The sequence below is a fragment of the Halarchaeum salinum genome (genome assembly GCF_039520965.1).
In the GTDB taxonomy this organism is placed as follows: Archaea; Halobacteriota; Halobacteria; order Halobacteriales; family Halobacteriaceae; genus Halarchaeum; species Halarchaeum salinum.
Genome location: NZ_BAAABL010000050.1, coordinates 42,651 through 58,539 on the forward strand (window position 1 = coordinate 42,651; position 15,889 = coordinate 58,539).

Below are 15,889 nucleotides of genomic sequence, written 5' to 3' on the forward strand. Positions count from 1 at the left end.
CATACATATAGGGTCCGTTCGGACTTCAATCCTTCCCCGGAACACGAATCCGTGATCGATAACGGAACTGAGTAATTCATGGGTCAGACGCCTGCTCCGTGCCGGATTCGGGATTCACGTCCGACATCAGGAGCCAGAAAGTACTTATTGGAGTGTTGGTACAAGTTGCCACACAACTCATCGAACGGCTTAACCCCGTCTGGCTGGTACTCTTTGGCGAGTAGCGGGAGCCCGGCCCCCGTGCGCGCAGCCCGCGTGCATGAGGAAAGTCCCCCCACCTGTCGGGCAGGCGACCGGGCACACGCCCGGGGCGGGAGACCGTCGGCACTGGAACAGAGACGACACGTCTCCGTCCGACCGATGCGGTGTGCGAACCCGCGACGAACAAGGCCGCGGGGAGTCAACCCACCGAGGGATGAGGACGGAGGAGCGATGGAACGGCCACCCTCGCCGGTGCAAGTCCGTGCACAGGAAGGTAGCCCGACGTACCGCGCGGACGCTCAGCCGAATGCCGGGATGAACAGAAGGGGGCTTACTCCCCGCAGCTCGACCTTGACCTTTTGCAGCGCTCGCTACGCTCGCTTGCAAAAGCTCGGCCAAAACCCTCCTCACTCCAGCCGCGGCTCTCCGAGCCGCGTTAGTCGTTCGTCGGTCCGAGCGCGGAGCGCTCGGGGAACCGCGACCCTTCCGGGTCCTCGGCGAGACCGAGGTTCTCGCGTGCCCGCACTCGCCCTCGACTCGCGCGGACTCCGGACCGCCGGGTCGTGGACGTCATCAGAACGCGAAGCGTGCTGACTGGCGAACGAGACGCTTCGCGTCTCGTCAACGCTAGCCCCGTGATTCGTCTGGCCGGCCGTCCCGATGGTCCGTCTTCTCGCTCCTTATCGCCGCGCTCGTTCTCTATTCCGCGAAGGACCTCCTCCGCGACAGCCTTAACGTCCTCCTGCAGGGCGCGCCGAACGCCAACGGCGTGCTCACTCCTCGAACCCGTCTTCGAACCAGAACTGCCCGTCCTCCTGAATCGTCTCGCCGTCGACCTCGATGCGCGACTCCTCGCTCATGTCCGTGATGAGGTCGACGTGGACGGCGGACTCGTTCGCCTCGTCCTCGTGTCCTTCGGGGAAGTTCGACGAGTAGGCCCGGCCGAGTGCGAGATGCACCGTCTCGCCCATCTTCTCGTCGAAGAGGATGTTGTCCGTCACGCGGTCGATCCCGCGGTTCATCCCGATGCCGAGCTCGCCGAGTCGGCGCGCGCCGTCGTCCGTCTCCAGTACCTCCGTGATCGCGTCCTCGCCCTGCGCGGCGTCGTAGTCGACGACTTCCTCGTCTTCGAAACGGAGAGTGACGTCCCGGACGCGCTTCCCGTTGACCGTCATCGGCACGTCGAAGACGACCTCGCCCTCCGTCGCCTTCGGTGCGGTGAACACCTCGCCCGACGGGAGGTTGTGCGAGTCGTAGTCGACGCTCGCCGCGGAATTCACGGCGACACGCCCCTCGATCGACAGCGTCAGGTCCGTCTCGTCTCCCGAGACGATGCGTACCTCGCTCGCGTCGTCGAGGACCCCCTTCACCTTTGCCTGCTTCTCGGCTTGTTCCTCCCAATCGCGGTTGATCGCGTCGTAGACGAACTCCTGATAGGCCTCGTAGCTCATCCCGGCCTGTTGGGCGAGCGAGCGCGTCGGGTGCTCCGTCAACACCCACTTCGTGTCGAGGCGTGCCTTCCGGATCTCCTGTCGCGCCCGATCGTACGCCTGTCGCGTCCTCCCCGGGACGTCCGCCGTCGCCGCCGTGTTCCGTCCACCGCCGAGCGTCAACACCGCATCCGCCTCTTCGAGGAGCGCGCGCTCGTACTCGGGGTCTTCCTCGAAGTCGCCCTCGTGTGCGCGGAGGTACGCGCGCGTGAGTTCGCCCGAGGCGTACGTCGTCACGACGTTCGCGCCGCGCTCCCCCAACACTTCTGCGACCGCCACCGCCAGGTCATGGGCGTCGGGACCGACGCGGACGACGACGTCGTCGCCCGCCTCGATCCGCGCGCTCCAGTCGATCAGGGTTCGTGCGTGTTCGCGAACGCGTTCGTCCATACCCGCGTCGTCGTGCGGGCGGGAGAAAAAGCCGACCGCTCGTCTCCGATCTAGACCTGTGCTTCGAGCAGATCAGCCACGTCACCCATCTCCTCGCCGAGGAGGACGAGCACGTCGTCGAGCGAGATGACGCTTACCGGGTCTTCGTCGTCGTCGACGACCACGACACGCCGGACCTCCTCGAGCTTCATCTTCTCGACGATCCGAAGGATGTCCATGTCCCGCCCGATCGTCACGAGCTCGGGCGTCATGAGTTCGTTCGCGGTCGCGGCCGTCGGGTCGACCTCGTTTCGGAGCGACAGGGCGACCTGTCGATCCGTGAGCGCGCCCGCTGGCTCGCCCTCGTGCGTCACGACGAGGAAGCCGACGTCCTCCGAGTACATCGTCTCTGCGACCTGATCGAGCGAGGCGTTTCCGGGAATACTTACGACGTTTCGCGAGACGTCCTCGACGGGAAGCGACTGGCTCTGTGCCATATCGGACACGGGGAGCGGCGACCACCTAAACGCGGTGGCCCATTTTTACAGGCGGTCTAGGAGAATGCCTCGGGGCTTGACCCCGAGGCGATTCACTGCAGAGGTGCGCCGCAGGCACACCCCCCGCCCGCGGCAAAAACATGGTCCGCGCGAACGGTGTGAGCGCGGGAGTAGCGAGACCCGTCGGGTCTCGCGGTGAAAAAGGCGGGTCACCGGTGGTGACCGGTGGCTACGCGAGTGGGCAACGAAGCGTGATCGGAGCGACGCCGGCACTCTGGGAACTCGCGCCTCGGGCGAGTACGCGAGAAAAGACCGCACCGCTACTGCTCGAGAGAGGCGCGTATTTGTCACACGACCCTCTTTGTTCCATCTGATCTACCTGACACAAGACATTTATAGGGTTGTTTCGAGAATTCATACATGTCAACTCGGTTTGCGCTAGTGAGTGTCGCTGTTCTTGCGCTGTTCGCCGGCTGTGGTGGCCTGGGATCTCCAGGGGCATCTAGCACGCAAGCGACCACCGGCGTGACCAACACAACGACGGTCTCGCAGATGAACACGACGAGTCAGGCTGTGGAGCCTCGGGAGTTCCAGACCCTCTCAAACGCGTCCCAGGGGCTCGCTTTGGAGGCGATCGAAAACGGGGAGGCGACCGCACTCCGTACGAACCTCAGCGGCGACCTTAGGCCTCGTATGAATTGGTCGCAACTCCGGTATCAGGGGACAGTCTACGACCTATCGTGGCAACGCGTCGGACTCGTCGCGCAGTACAAGATGTCCCATACTTCTCATGTGAGTGCGTCCGAGATTGAGAACGTAAGTGACGGTATCGCGTACGGGAACCTCTCTGATCGGGCACAGCGGTTCTTCACGGAGGCTCGCGCCGGGAACGAGTCGGCGTGGTATAGCCGTGAGGCATTCCCTGCTGAGTTTCACGACCACCATCTCGTGAAGTACCAAAGAGAGTACTATCGGGTCATCGTCTACACTGGCGACTTCGAGCAGTACCGACTCTCAGCAACCCCGACGGACGGGTGAGTCCTCGATAGAGTACCGACTGGGATGTCGCCTCCTTACCGACCCCACGACGAACGCTGACGAGCCGAGCCACATGGGCTCGCGTCCGCGAGCGAGCGGTTCGTTAGAACCCGAGCAAAGCGGTTCACTCGCCCGGAGGGCGAGGTCCGAAGACCCCCGGAGGGGGTCTGACGGACATTTTGGTGAAGCTTTTGCCAGCGACGGCGAAGCCGTCGCGCGGCAAAAGATTCAGGGGTAAACGAGCACCGTGCCGAACTCGGTTTCGACGACGGCGACTTCTTCGCCGCCTTCAGCCCGGTACTCCTCCTCGACGGTGACCCACTCGGCATCGAGTTCGTACTCCTCGCCGTCGGCCTCGAGGGTGATGGTGTCGCCGGAGTTCTTCTGGGCCTGAATGACCGCTGGGTCGGCTTCGCTCAGGGCTTGGAGGACGATGCCGGCGTCGCCACGGAACTCGGGGCCGATCTCGGCGTCGTCGCCGTCGACGTCGATAGGGACGAGTTCGACGTTCGGGCGGCCCGTGCGGACGCGGACGGGCGCGTTGACCGTCTCGGAGAGATCGTAGGTGTCGACGTTCTCGACGGCGGCTCCCGGATCGAAGTAGAGCTCGACGTCGTCGAGGTCGGCGTTGAGCGGGTAGCCGTTCGCGGACTTCCACGCGCGGATCTCGCGGGTGGCCTCAGCGATGACCTCGCCGCGGGCCTCCGCGTCCTCGTCGTAGGCGTCGAGTGCGGGCCAGTCGGCGGTGTGGACGCTCCCCTCGGTGCCGGGGAGATGGGTCCAGATCTCGTCGGCGAGGTGCGGACTGAACGGGGCGAGCAGGCGCGTGACGACCGAGACGACGTCGTAGAGGGCCTTCCGCGCGGCGTCGCGCTCGCCGGGGCGGCCGTTGTAGAGCCGTCCCTTGGCGAGTTCGACGTAGTCGTCTGCGAGGTCGTTCCACGCGAACTCACGGAGCTCGCGGAGGGCGGCGTCAAAGCGGTAGGCCTCCATCTCGGCCTCGACGTCGCTCGCGACGCGCGTCGCCTTCGCGCGGATCCAGTCGTCGGCGTCGCGGTAGGCGGGGTCGGCGATGTCGGGCGTGTCCTCGTCGAAGTGGCCGCTCGCGAACTTGACGATGTTCCAGAGCTTCGTGAGGAAGCGCGAGGCGGATTTGACCTCCTTCCACTGGAACTGGACGTCGCTGCCGGGCTGGCCGCCGAGCGCGAGCGCCTGCCGGGCGGCGTCCGCGCTGTACTCCTCGACGGCCTCCTCGGGGCTGACGGTGTTCCCCCGGCTTTTGCTCATCTTGTTGCCGTCGGGACCGAACACCATGCCGTTGACGAGGACGTTCTCCCACGGCTTCTCACCGGTGAGTTCGCCGGTACGCAGGAGCGTGTAGAACGCCCACGTCCGGATGATGTCGTGACCCTGCGGACGCAGGGAGACGGGTTCGAACTCCGCTAAGTCGATGTCGAGCGGCCACCCGGAGAGGTGGAGCGGCGTGATGGAGGAGTCCATCCAGGTGTCCATGACGTCGGTCTCGCCGGTCCACGACTCGCCCCCACACTCGGGGCAACTCCCCACGGCCGGGGGTTCTTCGGTCGGATCGACGGGCGTCTCGTCGTCGGTGGCGATGTGCCAGTGGCCACAGTCGTTGCACTCCCAGGCGGGGATCGGCGTCGCGAAGACGCGCTGGCGACTAATCACCCAGTCCCAGTCCATCCCCTCGGTCCACTCGACGAGGCGCTGTTGCATGTGCTCGGGGATCCACTCGACCTCGTCGGCGCGCTCGAGGATGGCCTCCTTGTCAACCTCTACGAACCACTGTTCCTTCGAGAGGATCTCGATGGGGGTGTCACAGCGCCAGCACGCGCCGACGGACTGCTCGGTTGGTTCGGTGTCGTTGAGGTAGCCCTCGTCGTCGAGGTCGTCGGCGACGGCCTCTTTCGCTTCGTCGATGGTGAGGCCGGCGTAGTCACCCGCGTCCTCGTTCAGGTGGCCGTCCTCGGTGAAGACGGCGCGCAGGTCGAGGTCGTGTTCGGCCCACCACGTCACGTCCTGTTTGTCCCCGAACGTACAGATCATGACGGCACCGCTGCCGAACTCCTGGTCGACGTCCTCGTCCTCGATGAGCTCGACCTCGTGGCCGAAGAGCGGCACCTCGAAGGTGTCGTCCTCGCGCCCGTCGTAGCGCTCGTCGTCCGGATGGACCGCGATGGCGACGCAGGCCGCGAGCAGTTCGGGGCGGGTGGTGGCGATCTCCACGTCGTCGTTCCCCGCGCCGGGGAAGGTGACGTAGTGGAGGGTACCTTCGCGATCGATCGGTTCGACTTCGGCGTCGGCGATCGCGGTGCCACAGCGCGGACACCAGTTGACGGGGTGTTCGTCGCGGTAGACGAGGTCGTCGTCGGCCATCTCGACGAAGGACTGCTGGGTCTTCCCCCAGTATTCGGGGTCCATCGTGCGGAACTCGGCGTTCCAGTCCTGACTGAAGCCGAGTTCGCGCATCGTCTCCTTCATCGAGTCGATCTGGTGGCGGGTGTGCTCGACGCACATCTCGCGGAACTCGTCGCGTGGGACGTCCGTGCGCTGGATGCCCTCGTTCTCCTCGACTTTCACTTCGGTCGGGAGCCCGTGGCAGTCCCACCCCTGCGGGAAGAGGACGTCGTCGCCCTGGAGGCGGTGGAAGCGCGCGGCGAAGTCCATGTACGACCAGTTGAGCGCGTGGCCGATGTGCAGTTCGCCGGTCGGGTACGGCGGCGGCGTGTCGACGACGTACGCGGTGTCGGGGTCGTTCGCGTCGCCGTCGAAGCGATACGTTTCGTCGTCCAGCCAGCGCTGCTGGAGGCGCGGTTCGAGTTCCGCGGGGTCGTAGTCGTCGGGCACCTGGGTCATGGCTCTGAAGTCGTCGCTGTCGGGGTAGCGTTTCGACGCGCGCCAGAAACGGGTCGGTATTTACCGACGTACTACGGCGACAGCGACGCGCATACTCCGACGGATGCCCGCGCTCCCTAAAAAGGTTCCCGTCCCGCGCTCGACGCTATACCGACGGATTTTTGTTCTTTAGGTTGGCCTAAAACATATGGACAGGCGAACGTTCCTCGGCGTCGGCGGGGCAACCCTCGGCACGGCGCTCGCGGGCTGTACCGGAACCGGTGACGGCGGGAGTACGAGCACCAGTACGACCAGCACCACGAGCGAATCGACGCACGCCGTCTACACGACCGAACCGATGGGCGACGTCCCCATCGAGAGTGTCCCCGAGACGTGGGTCGCGAACAACGGGAGCTACGCCGACATGGGGATCGCGCTCGGCCTCGACGAGCCGGAGGCCCTCTGGCTCACGAACCGCTGGCACACGACCTACTACGACGGGATCGACGGCGTCTCCGTCGACACGAGCGACATGCTCTCGCTCTACCAGGACGGCGTCTCGAAGGAGTGCTACTACTCCCTCGACGCCGACATCCACGTTCAGGACCCGAACTTCCTGCTCAACCGCTTCAAGGGCTGGTCCAAGTCGGACATCCAGGACATCGAGGAGAACGTCGCGCCGTTCTACGGGAACTCCATCTTCTCGCGGGGCTACGCGTGGCACGAGGGCTATCAGTATTACTCGCTCTACGAGGCCTTCGAGAAGGTCGCAGCGCTCTTTCAGCGAACCGATAGATACCAGGCGTTTGCGTCCCTCCACGACGATTTCCAGCAGTCGCTCACCGACTTCGTGCCGACGAGCGACGCCGAACGCCCCCAGGTCGCGGTACTGTGGGCCACGGGGAACGAACCGACGTCGTTCCTCCCCTACCTCGTCAACGACGGGACGAGCTTCAAGCAGTGGCGCGACCTGAACGTCCGCGACGCGCTCGCGGAGACGAGCGTGAAGGACTTCCACGCGTCCCGGGGGAACATCGACTACGAGACGCTGCTCAAGATCGACCCCGAGTACCTCCTCCTGCGCGGGCACGAAGCCCAGACCGCCGCGGAGTTCCAGAACACCGTCGTTTCCTTCATGAAGGAGCACGAGGTCGCAAGCGAACTCACCGCGGTCCAGAACGGGAACGTCTATCGGGGCGGCCCGCTCTACCAGGGCCCGATTAGCAACCTCGTACTCACCGAGCGCGGTGCGAGCCAGCTCTACGACCACGACGAGACGCTCTTCGATCGCGATCGCGTCGCCGACATCGTCGCCGGATCGCTCTGAGCGTATCGCAATAGATTTAGGGTCCCCTAAACAAAATAGGTGTGATGGACGTGTCGACGCGGTCGGTGAAGGCATACGCTCGACTCGACTCTCGCGATCGGCGGTTGGCATCCCTTATCGTGGGAAGCGTCGTCGTCGCCTTCCTCGCCGCGTTCGTCCAGGTTTCTCAGGGGTCGTACCCGACACCGCTCGGCGTGACGTACGACGTCCTCACCGACCCAGCGATCCTCTTCGACCCGGCCGTCTGGCTCGCTATCTTCACCGGTGGCGACTTCCCGGACACGCTCTCGCAGAGCGCCGTCATCATCTGGAGTCTCCGGATGCCCCGCGTCTTCATCGCGGCGCTCGTCGGCATCAACCTCTCCATCTCCGGGGCCGTCTTTCAGGCCGTCACGCGCAACGAGCTCGCGAGCCCGTACATCCTCGGCGTCAGCGGCGGGGCCGGCCTCGCCGTCCTCATCACGCTCGTCTTCTTCGCAGGTGCGACGTACGTCCTCCCGTTCGCCGCCGCGGCCGGCGGGTTGATCGCGTTCGCCCTCGTCTACCTCATCGCGTGGCAGGGTGGGACGAACCCGGTGCGCCTCGTGCTCGCCGGTGTCGTTGTCGCCACCGTCTTCCAGTCCCTCCAGACGGGACTGTTCTACTTCCTCGACAGTAACGCCGCGGTGAAGACCGCTATCGCGTGGACCACGGGGTCGCTCACGGGCGTCGGGTGGCCGCAGTTTCGCCTCGCGATCGTGCCGACGCTCATCGTCGTCCCCGTCCTGCTCCTCGCCTCGCGGCACCTGAACGTTTTGTTGCTCGGCGAGGAGACCGCGCGTTCGCTCGGGATGCCGGTCGAATACGTTCGGCTCGGGCTCTCGACGCTCGCCATCCTCGCCGCCGCGACCGCGGTCGCCGTCGCCGGGTTGGTGGGGTTCGTCGGCCTCGTCGTGCCGCACGCGGCGCGCACCATCGTCGGGAGCGACTACCGCCGGCTCGTCGTCGGCTCGCTCTTCCTCGGGCCCGCGCTCGTCCTCGTCGCCGACGTCATCGCACGCCTCGCGCTCATGCCGATCCAGGTGCCGGTCGGGGTCGTCACCGGCATCATCGGCGGCCCGTACTTCCTCTACCTTATGCGGCGACACGGCGACTTCAGCGAGTTCTAGAGATGTCACAGACAGATTCCACACCCCGAGACCGGATCGAGCGACGAACCGACCGACAGACCGAGAGCGGCGACGCGAAGCTCCACGCGAGCGATCTCGAGATCGGCTATCCCAGCCTCGAACAGCCGGTCATCGACACCGACACGCTCGTCATCCCCGAAGGCGAGGTCACGGCGCTCGTCGGGCCGAACGGGAGCGGGAAGAGCACGCTCCTGAAGGCGCTTGCGCGCCACCTCGACGCCGACGCGGGCGATATCCTCCTCAATGGGAAGGCCATCGCCGAGTACGGATCGAAGGAGTTCGCGCGCGAACTCGGGATGCTCTCCCAGCACGGCTCCACTCCCGGCGACCTCACCGTCGAGGAACTCGTCCATCACGGGCGATACCCGCACAAGGGGTTCCTCGAAGGCAAAACGATGGAGGACGAAGAGGCAGTCGAGCGCGCGATCGACCTCGCGGGCGTCGACCACCTCCGCGAGCAGGACGTCGGGAGCCTCAGCGGCGGGCAGCGTCAGCTCGTCCGCATCGCGATGGCGCTCGCACAGGAGACGGACACGCTCCTCCTCGACGAGCCGACGACCTACCTCGACCTCCGTCACCAACTGCAGGTGATGGACGTCATCCGAACGCTCAACGAGGAGCGCGGCGTCACCGTCTGCATCGTCCTCCACGACCTCACGCAGGCCGCGCGCTTCGCGGACTATCTCGTCGCGCTGCGTGACGGCGATATCTACGACTGGGGCCGCCCGAAGGACGTCGTCTGCGAGGAGCTCCTCGCCGAGGTCTTCGGCGTCGTGGCGAGCGTCGAATACGGCGAGGAACCCCGCATCATCCCGAAGCGCCCGGTCGACCGGTAGCCCTTTCCTTCTCGTCCGTCAGGCCACGCCGACGCCGCCGACTGTCACGTTCCCGTTCGCGCTCTGCACGCGGTGCGTCGTCGCCGCCCCCGTCACGTCGTCGACGTACATGAGGCGATGCGACGACGCATCCACGTAGAGGATCTCCGGTGTGCCGTCGCCGTCCCAGTCGAGGGACGCGACGCCGGTCTTCTCGACGCCGCCGACAAGTTTTGTCGTCTGCGCTCCGTTGTCCTTCACCTGCGCGAGCCGGAGGGCGTTCGAGCCGTCGACGATGGGGACGCGAACGTGCCCGTTACCGTCGAAGTCGGTCGGCGTGCCGACGGCGTCGCCCGTCGCCGCAGACGGGGCTGTCTGCACAGTCGTTCCGTTCTCGTACGCGAAGCGGAGCTGTTGACTGCCACCGACGAAGACGAGTTCGCGGGCCGAATCGCCCGCGACGTCCGCGACGCCGACGACTGCTTTCGGCGTCGTCGAGCTAACTACTACCGCCGTCGTCGGCCGGCCGCCGGGACGGACGCGCGTGACGTTCTTCGCGGTGCTCGCGTAGTAGACGGCGTCGCCGCTCCCGTTCCACGCCCCCGCCCAGAGTCGGCTCGGCGTGCCGTAGAGGGTCCCGTTCAGCGTCCGCGCGCCGTCGCCGTCCGTCAGCGCGATCGTCGACCCGTCGGGTGAGTACGGGACGTCCGCTGTGCCGTCGCCGTCGAAATCGACCGTCGCGGGACCGATGGTCTCGGGGGTCACGCTGTAACTCGTCGGCGCGGCGTTCGGGCCGGCGAGCGTGCGGAGCTCGCCCGCGGTATTCACGTAGACGAGCGACCGGCTGACGGTGTCGTCGCCGCAGCGCGCGACGGTCTCCACCGTGCGGATCGCGTGGAACCGGAACGAGCCGTTCGTCGCGGTGATCGAGAGGTGGAGGGCGTCGGCACCGCAGTCCACGGCGGCGTCGACGCTCGTCGTCTCGCCCGGTGCGAGCGACGCCGAGACGCTGTCACCGCTCGATCCGCCGGCGTGAAGGGTCGCATCGCCGCTCGACCCGTTGACGAGCGAGACGGTGACGGCGAGCGTCTGATTCAGCCGGTTCGTCGCGGTGAGCGTCCGGCTCGTTTCACCCGTGGGCACCGAAGTCGCGAGAGCGAGCCCGACCGTCGCGTTCCCGTCGTTCGCGACGCCGAGGTTCGACGTTCGGTCGACGCTGGCGACCGTGAACGAGGAGACGGGGCCGACGGTGGCGACGGCGACGAGCCCGACGAGAACGGCAATAAGAACGACGGTGCCGACGCGCGGCCCGCCGCCGCCGCGGCGTCGACGCGGTGCCCGTAGCATCGTCCCCTCGTTACGCCGTGCCCGTTGATACGTCCACTGGCTGTCGGGACGGCGTGTACGTGTACGTCGCCGCGTCGTCGATGACGTAGTAGGTCCCTGCGTCCGTGTCGTGGACGACGCGCCGGTCGGTGTCGATGGCGACGTCCACGAGGTCGACGAGCGAGTCCATGTGGACCGTCCGCTCGGCCGCCCCGGACGGTGCCGTTCCCTCCGAAATCCACTCCCGGTAGACGAGCGCGACGAGCGCCTCCCGGTAGGGCTCGGGCTCCGCGTCCCGGTAGCGACGCCAGTAGAGACCGGCGACGAGGAGCGCGACGAGTACACAGAGGGCACCGGCACCGCCGAGCGCGGCGACGGCGCGCCAGTCGGGAGACGACGCGTGGACGCGCGTGGTCGTCACGTCGCGCGTCACCGAGAGCGTCGGCGTCGCGACGTCGAACCACGTCTCGCCGCGCTCGATAGTCGCCGTGGCGTTCTTCGTCCCCTCGTAGCGCGGCGTCTGATAGGAGAGGGAGACGACCAGCCGCTCGGAGACCGATCCGGCGTCGCCGATCCGCTGTTCGAGCGCTGCGGTCCGGTTCTCGATCGCCGTGATGTCGAGCGACGCCGTGGTTTGCACGCTCGCGTTCCGCGCCGACGCGGACGCAAGCACTCGTGTATCGCGGTAGAAGACGTTCCCGTCCCGCGACGCGGTGCGACGGATCGCGATCCGTTGGGTGAACTCGCCGCCGCGCTCGGCCGTTTGCGGGGTCGCTACCGCGCTGAACCTGAAGTCGGACGTCGACGCGCGGAAATAGACGGGGCGGTCCTGGACCCGCTGGCCGGCGGGATAGACGGTGTTGTCCCCGGTGATGAGCCCGCTCGTGTGCGTCTCGGCCTGCACGTCGAGCGCGGTCGAGGACTCGGCGACGCGCGTCGTCCCCGGATGGGTGTAGATCCAGCCGGCCGCGGCGAGGCCGAGCACGCCGACGACGAGGAGGACGGCCGCGACGGCGGCCCCTCGGCGTGCGAGGAGGTGCTCGACCTGCAGTCGGGCGCGGCGGAGTAGTGACACTGTGACGCGATACGGCGAGGGGTTTCTTAGGTCCCTCGGCCCCTCATCACCGCCACAGTCCGAACGCGCGGAGTTCGCTCGAACGCATCGGGACGTCCGGTCCGAGCACGAGCAACGCGACGAGGTAGAACGCACCGGTGACGATCCCGTTGGTGATTAGCGCGGCCAGCAGCGGGTGGACGTTCGCGAGCGCCCGCGTCGCCCCGCGTGGCAGGACGGCCGGATACCGACGGACGGAGATGCGGGCGTGGTACTGCCCGACTTCTTGCTGTGGCGGGATTCGCACGCGATACGTCTCGCCTGACTCCTTTAGCGTCCGGTCGACGATGCGCGCCCCCCGCGCGTTGGCGACGCGCGTCGTAATCGGGCTCTCCGCCGGCGGGCTGAACGTCGCGTTCACGGTGTGCGACGTCCCGGCTTCGATGATCGGCGCGGGTGCCTGCGCGGCCGGGTCGTCCTGTATCGAGAACGTCATCTGCGTGGTGGTCGCGCCGACCGTCGTGACCGTCGTCAGGCCGACGAGCACCGCGATCGCCGTCAGCGCGAGCATTCGGTGGCTGGAGATCGGGCGATCACCGCCGCTGCGACTCGACCCGCCACCATCCGTCCGCCACGAGAACAGGAAGGCGAGCGCGCCGAGGCCCAAGAGGAGGAACTCGTTCGCCCGCACGAACTGGACGACGAGGCCGAGCTGGGGGACGACAAGCGGGCTCCCGCCGACGCCGAACACCTGTCCGTGAATTTCCGAGCGCTGGACGTACGGGTAGCCCGCGCGCTGGTCGGCGATATTGTTGTTGTCGCCCTTCGTTACGAACCCCTGTGGCGTCTCCTCGACGATTCGGTGAGCGGTGTAGCCGCTCCCGCCCGGCCCGCCCTCGAACAGCACGATCTCGCCGGTGTGGACGTCGCCCGCGGGAACGATGAGGAACCCGCCGTTCTCCGGGATCGTCGGCGACATGCTGTCCGAGTAGACGTAGGTCGCGCTCACCGGCGCGCTCGCTGGTGCCGCTATCAGCGCGGCGGCGACGAGCAACAGGACGACGAGAGCGCGACGCACGAAAGGAAGAGTCGGTTCGGAACTACTTACGCTACTCGGGACGCGGTGTCAGCGCCGTTAGGGGCTACTGGGCGTTGCCTCGACTTTCAGCGTGCCGTTGAGGTCTCCCGTAGAGCTGATCCCGGTCGTGTTGATACGAACGAGGACGTATCGTGTCGAATTGGTGCCGACGGAGTTCACGGTTGCGTCGTTCGTTTCGTTGGCGCTGTCGACGATGCCTGTCCCCTTGTCGACTACTGTGAAGTTCACGTTTTCAACGCCGTTAGTCTCTGAGTAGCCGGTGTAGCTCAGCGTGAAGTCCCGCTCTTCGCCCGCGTTGTTTGTAATACTGAATGCGGAGTCATTCTCCGCGAAACCGTTCTGGATGTTGTCGTAGTTCCCGATTTCGACGGTCGAGTTTTGGTTGAGACCCTCAGCTGTCCCGGTCGACGTGTTGATGACGAGTCGGTTGCCCGTCGTGTCGACGATATCCCCTGAACTCTGGTCTTGCAGACCGATTAGCGCGTTCTCGTCGGCTGCGACCTGCATGTTGGAGTTCACGTCTACGCTCGCGCTCGTGAAGGCGCTCGCGCCGAACGCCGTCGCGACGAGCGTCAGTGCCAGGCCGACCGCCAGCATTTCTTTTCGCATACTGTCATCTCTAGCGCTCTCGACTCTAAAGCCTAATGGCCGCATCCTCTGTTTTTGGACGTTCTGGCCCGTCTACCGCCAGTTGAGTATCTAACACACGTCGCGTGTCTCGGGCTATCCGTTTCATGCCCGCTCCGGGCCGCTTCGACCGATTCATGAATAGTTCGCGTTGTGATGGTTACTGTATTGATACCGTTGTTCGCCCTGATAGCCCACCGACTTTTTAGGTTACCCGGCGGAACCGCAACCCCTACGGTCGCGCCGCGGGACACACGCGTATGGAACTCGGCGTCATCGGGCTCGGCCGGATGGGGCGCATCGTCGTTGATCGGGTCCTCGACGCGGGCCACGACGTGGTCGCGTTCGACATCGACGAGGACGCGGTCGCGGACGCGGCCGACGCGGGCGCGACGCCCGCGAACAGCATCGAAGCCGTTGCCGATCAGCTAGGCGCGGAGAAACGGATCTGGCTGATGGTCCCCGCGGGCGACCCCGTGGACGCCGCGCTGGAGGAACTCGAACCCCACCTTGACGAGGACGACGTCGTCGTCGACGGCGGGAACTCACACTTCGAGGATTCGACGCGCCGTGCCGAGGCGATCGACGCCGCGTATCTCGACTGTGGGACCTCGGGCGGCCCCGCGGGCGCGGAACTCGGCTTCTCGCTCATGGTCGGTGGCCCCCAGTGGGCGTACGACGAGCTCGTGCCGGTCTTCGACGCCGTCGCGACCGGGCCGCAGGGCCACGACCGGATGGGGCCCGCCGGGAGCGGCCACTACGTGAAGATGGTCCACAACGGCGTTGAGTACGCGCTCATGCAGACCTACGGCGAGGGCTTCGAGCTCCTCCACGAGGGCCGCTACGACCTCGACCTTGAGGCCGTCGCGCGGACGTGGAACAACGGCGCGGTGATCCGGTCGTGGCTGCTCGAACTCTGCGAGGAGGCGTTCCGCGAGGAGGGGACGGATCTCGGCACCGTCGCGGACCACATCGCGGGCGGCTCGACGGGGACGTGGACGGTGCAGGAGTCGCTCGAACAGGAAGTCGCGATCCCGCTCATCTACGAGGCGCTCGGCGAGCGCTTCGACTCGCGGGTCGACGCGAAGTTCTCGCGGCGGCTCGCCAACCGGCTCCGCTACGGCTTCGGGCGGCACGACGTTGCCCGCAACGAGCGAAGCGAGTGAGGGCGACATTAGCCGAACGGGAAGCCTGCGACCCGTGAGGCACGACGTTGCCCGAACGGAGTGAGGGCAACGTTACTGGCTGAGCGGCGTCGCTGCGGGGCACGAGGTCGCTCGGGACGACTGGGCGAGCAACCGCTACGTCTGTGGCGTGCAGGCGGCGGGGGCGCGCACGGACCGATTCGCCGCCGGTTTCGCTCTCCGGTCCGTGATCGGCGTCACGTCACGGGTGGTCCGTGGTCGCGCCCTCCCGTTTGAACGTCCGCGTCGTCGCGCCGCGCGCTTCACAATCGTTTTACCGCCGCTCCGACTATTGGGTGGTGAGGGCGCGTAGCTCAGTGGACAGAGCACTTGGTTCCGGACCAAGATGCCGAGGGTTCAAATCCCTTCGCGCCCGTGAGTTCTGCCGAACGAAGCGAGGCTGGCGAGCGGCGCGAAGGGAGTTGAATCAGGGAGTAGCTCTGCTGCGACCGTGGTTCAACGGCTACCCTGCTGGGTTCGAGACCGAGTTCACGGACAACCCCCACCCGCCACGAGCGAACCCGTCAGGGTGAGCGAAGTAGGGTGGGGTAGTTGACACCCCTGGTAGTCGAACATCCAGGTTCGTCACAGCCCACTACCCGAAATCGAGGAGAACACCCACGACGTCAGTTGTGAGATAAATCTGACAACATTTTATCAAGTTCCGTAGTAGTCTCTCGGATGGTCGGGATGGGTAGAACCGAACGCCTCCGGAGACTGGGACCGCTTTGCCGCCAGTTGCGGTGAACGTCCTGTCGGAGAACGAGGAAGCCCACGACGTTAGTCCTGTCTCTTACCCATAAGTCTCAGGAGTGCAGTTCGTATCCCTCCGCCCAG

At 66.1% G+C, this 15,889-nt stretch carries 12 protein-coding genes, 1 tRNA gene and 1 other RNA gene; 7 read left to right on the forward strand and 7 right to left on the reverse strand.

The window, feature by feature from the left end:
• The first annotated feature begins 219 nt into the window (after positions 1–219).
• Positions 220–547: RNase P RNA component (rnpB, locus tag ABDZ36_RS08950), an RNA gene on the forward strand.
• 427 nt (positions 548–974) lie between these two features.
• Here rnpB and ABDZ36_RS08955 read toward each other — a convergent pair.
• Together ABDZ36_RS08955 and ABDZ36_RS08960 are read right to left on the reverse strand one after the other, a co-directional pair.
• Positions 975–2,081 (reverse strand): aminopeptidase, encoded by a 1,107-nt coding sequence (locus ABDZ36_RS08955; protein WP_211312770.1) that lies wholly within the window; start codon positions 2,079–2,081, stop codon positions 975–977.
• Positions 2,082–2,131: 50 nt separating this feature from the next.
• A complete protein-coding gene (locus ABDZ36_RS08960; RefSeq protein ID WP_211312771.1) occupies positions 2,132–2,557 on the reverse strand; it encodes a CBS domain-containing protein in 426 nt (141 codons plus the stop codon).
• Positions 2,558–3,250: 693 nt separating this feature from the next.
• Here ABDZ36_RS08960 and ABDZ36_RS08965 point away from each other — a divergent pair.
• Positions 3,251–3,595 (forward strand): DUF7979 domain-containing protein, encoded by a 345-nt coding sequence (locus tag ABDZ36_RS08965; RefSeq protein WP_343749285.1) that lies wholly within the window; start codon positions 3,251–3,253, stop codon positions 3,593–3,595.
• Between the two features lie 228 nt (positions 3,596–3,823).
• On the opposite strand, the gene ABDZ36_RS08970 is transcribed toward ABDZ36_RS08965, so the two are convergent.
• Complete coding sequence (locus ABDZ36_RS08970; protein ID WP_211312773.1) at positions 3,824–6,472, reverse strand: valine--tRNA ligase; 2,649 nt, start codon at positions 6,470–6,472, stop codon at positions 3,824–3,826.
• A 187-nt stretch (positions 6,473–6,659) separates the two neighbouring features.
• Here ABDZ36_RS08970 and ABDZ36_RS08975 point away from each other — a divergent pair, with 187 nt between their 5' ends.
• The 3 genes from ABDZ36_RS08975 to ABDZ36_RS08985 are packed head-to-tail and all read left to right on the forward strand — an operon-like array spanning position 6,660 to position 9,783.
• On the forward strand, positions 6,660–7,778 hold the full coding sequence (locus ABDZ36_RS08975) for an ABC transporter substrate-binding protein (protein ID WP_211312774.1): 1,119 nt from the start codon (positions 6,660–6,662) through the stop codon (positions 7,776–7,778).
• A gap of 44 nt (positions 7,779–7,822) precedes the next feature.
• Positions 7,823–8,926: a FecCD family ABC transporter permease gene (locus tag ABDZ36_RS08980; RefSeq protein ID WP_211312775.1), complete on the forward strand. Its 1,104-nt coding sequence runs from the start codon at positions 7,823–7,825 to the stop codon at positions 8,924–8,926.
• 2 nt (positions 8,927–8,928) lie between these two features.
• Entirely contained in the window at positions 8,929–9,783 is an 855-nt protein-coding gene (locus ABDZ36_RS08985; RefSeq protein ID WP_211312776.1) for an ABC transporter ATP-binding protein, read from the forward strand.
• Positions 9,784–9,801: 18 nt separating this feature from the next.
• Here ABDZ36_RS08985 and ABDZ36_RS08990 read toward each other — a convergent pair whose 3' ends face one another.
• Genes ABDZ36_RS08990 through ABDZ36_RS09005 form a run of 4 tightly spaced genes read right to left on the reverse strand, consistent with a single transcriptional unit; the run spans position 9,802 to position 13,850 of the window.
• A complete protein-coding gene (locus ABDZ36_RS08990) occupies positions 9,802–11,109 on the reverse strand; it encodes a hypothetical protein (RefSeq protein WP_211312777.1) in 1,308 nt (435 codons plus the stop codon).
• Between the two features lie 10 nt (positions 11,110–11,119).
• On the reverse strand, positions 11,120–12,163 hold the full coding sequence (locus ABDZ36_RS08995) for a DUF5305 family protein (RefSeq protein ID WP_211312778.1): 1,044 nt from the start codon (positions 12,161–12,163) through the stop codon (positions 11,120–11,122).
• 46 nt (positions 12,164–12,209) lie between these two features.
• The gene (locus ABDZ36_RS09000) at positions 12,210–13,220 is read right to left on the reverse strand and encodes a S26 family signal peptidase (RefSeq protein ID WP_211312779.1); all 1,011 of its coding nucleotides are present in this window, start codon (positions 13,218–13,220) and stop codon (positions 12,210–12,212) included.
• Between the two features lie 57 nt (positions 13,221–13,277).
• Positions 13,278–13,850 carry a hypothetical protein gene (locus ABDZ36_RS09005; protein ID WP_211312780.1) on the reverse strand — a complete coding sequence of 191 codons (573 nt, stop codon included), beginning with the start codon at positions 13,848–13,850 and terminating at the stop codon, positions 13,278–13,280.
• 278 nt (positions 13,851–14,128) lie between these two features.
• On the opposite strand from ABDZ36_RS09005, the gene gnd reads away from it, so the two are divergent.
• Entirely contained in the window at positions 14,129–15,034 is a 906-nt protein-coding gene (gene gnd, locus ABDZ36_RS09010) for a phosphogluconate dehydrogenase (NAD(+)-dependent, decarboxylating) (RefSeq protein ID WP_211312781.1), read from the forward strand.
• 321 nt (positions 15,035–15,355) lie between these two features.
• Positions 15,356–15,428 (forward strand) — tRNA-Arg (locus tag ABDZ36_RS09015).
• Positions 15,429–15,889 lie beyond the last annotated feature (461 nt).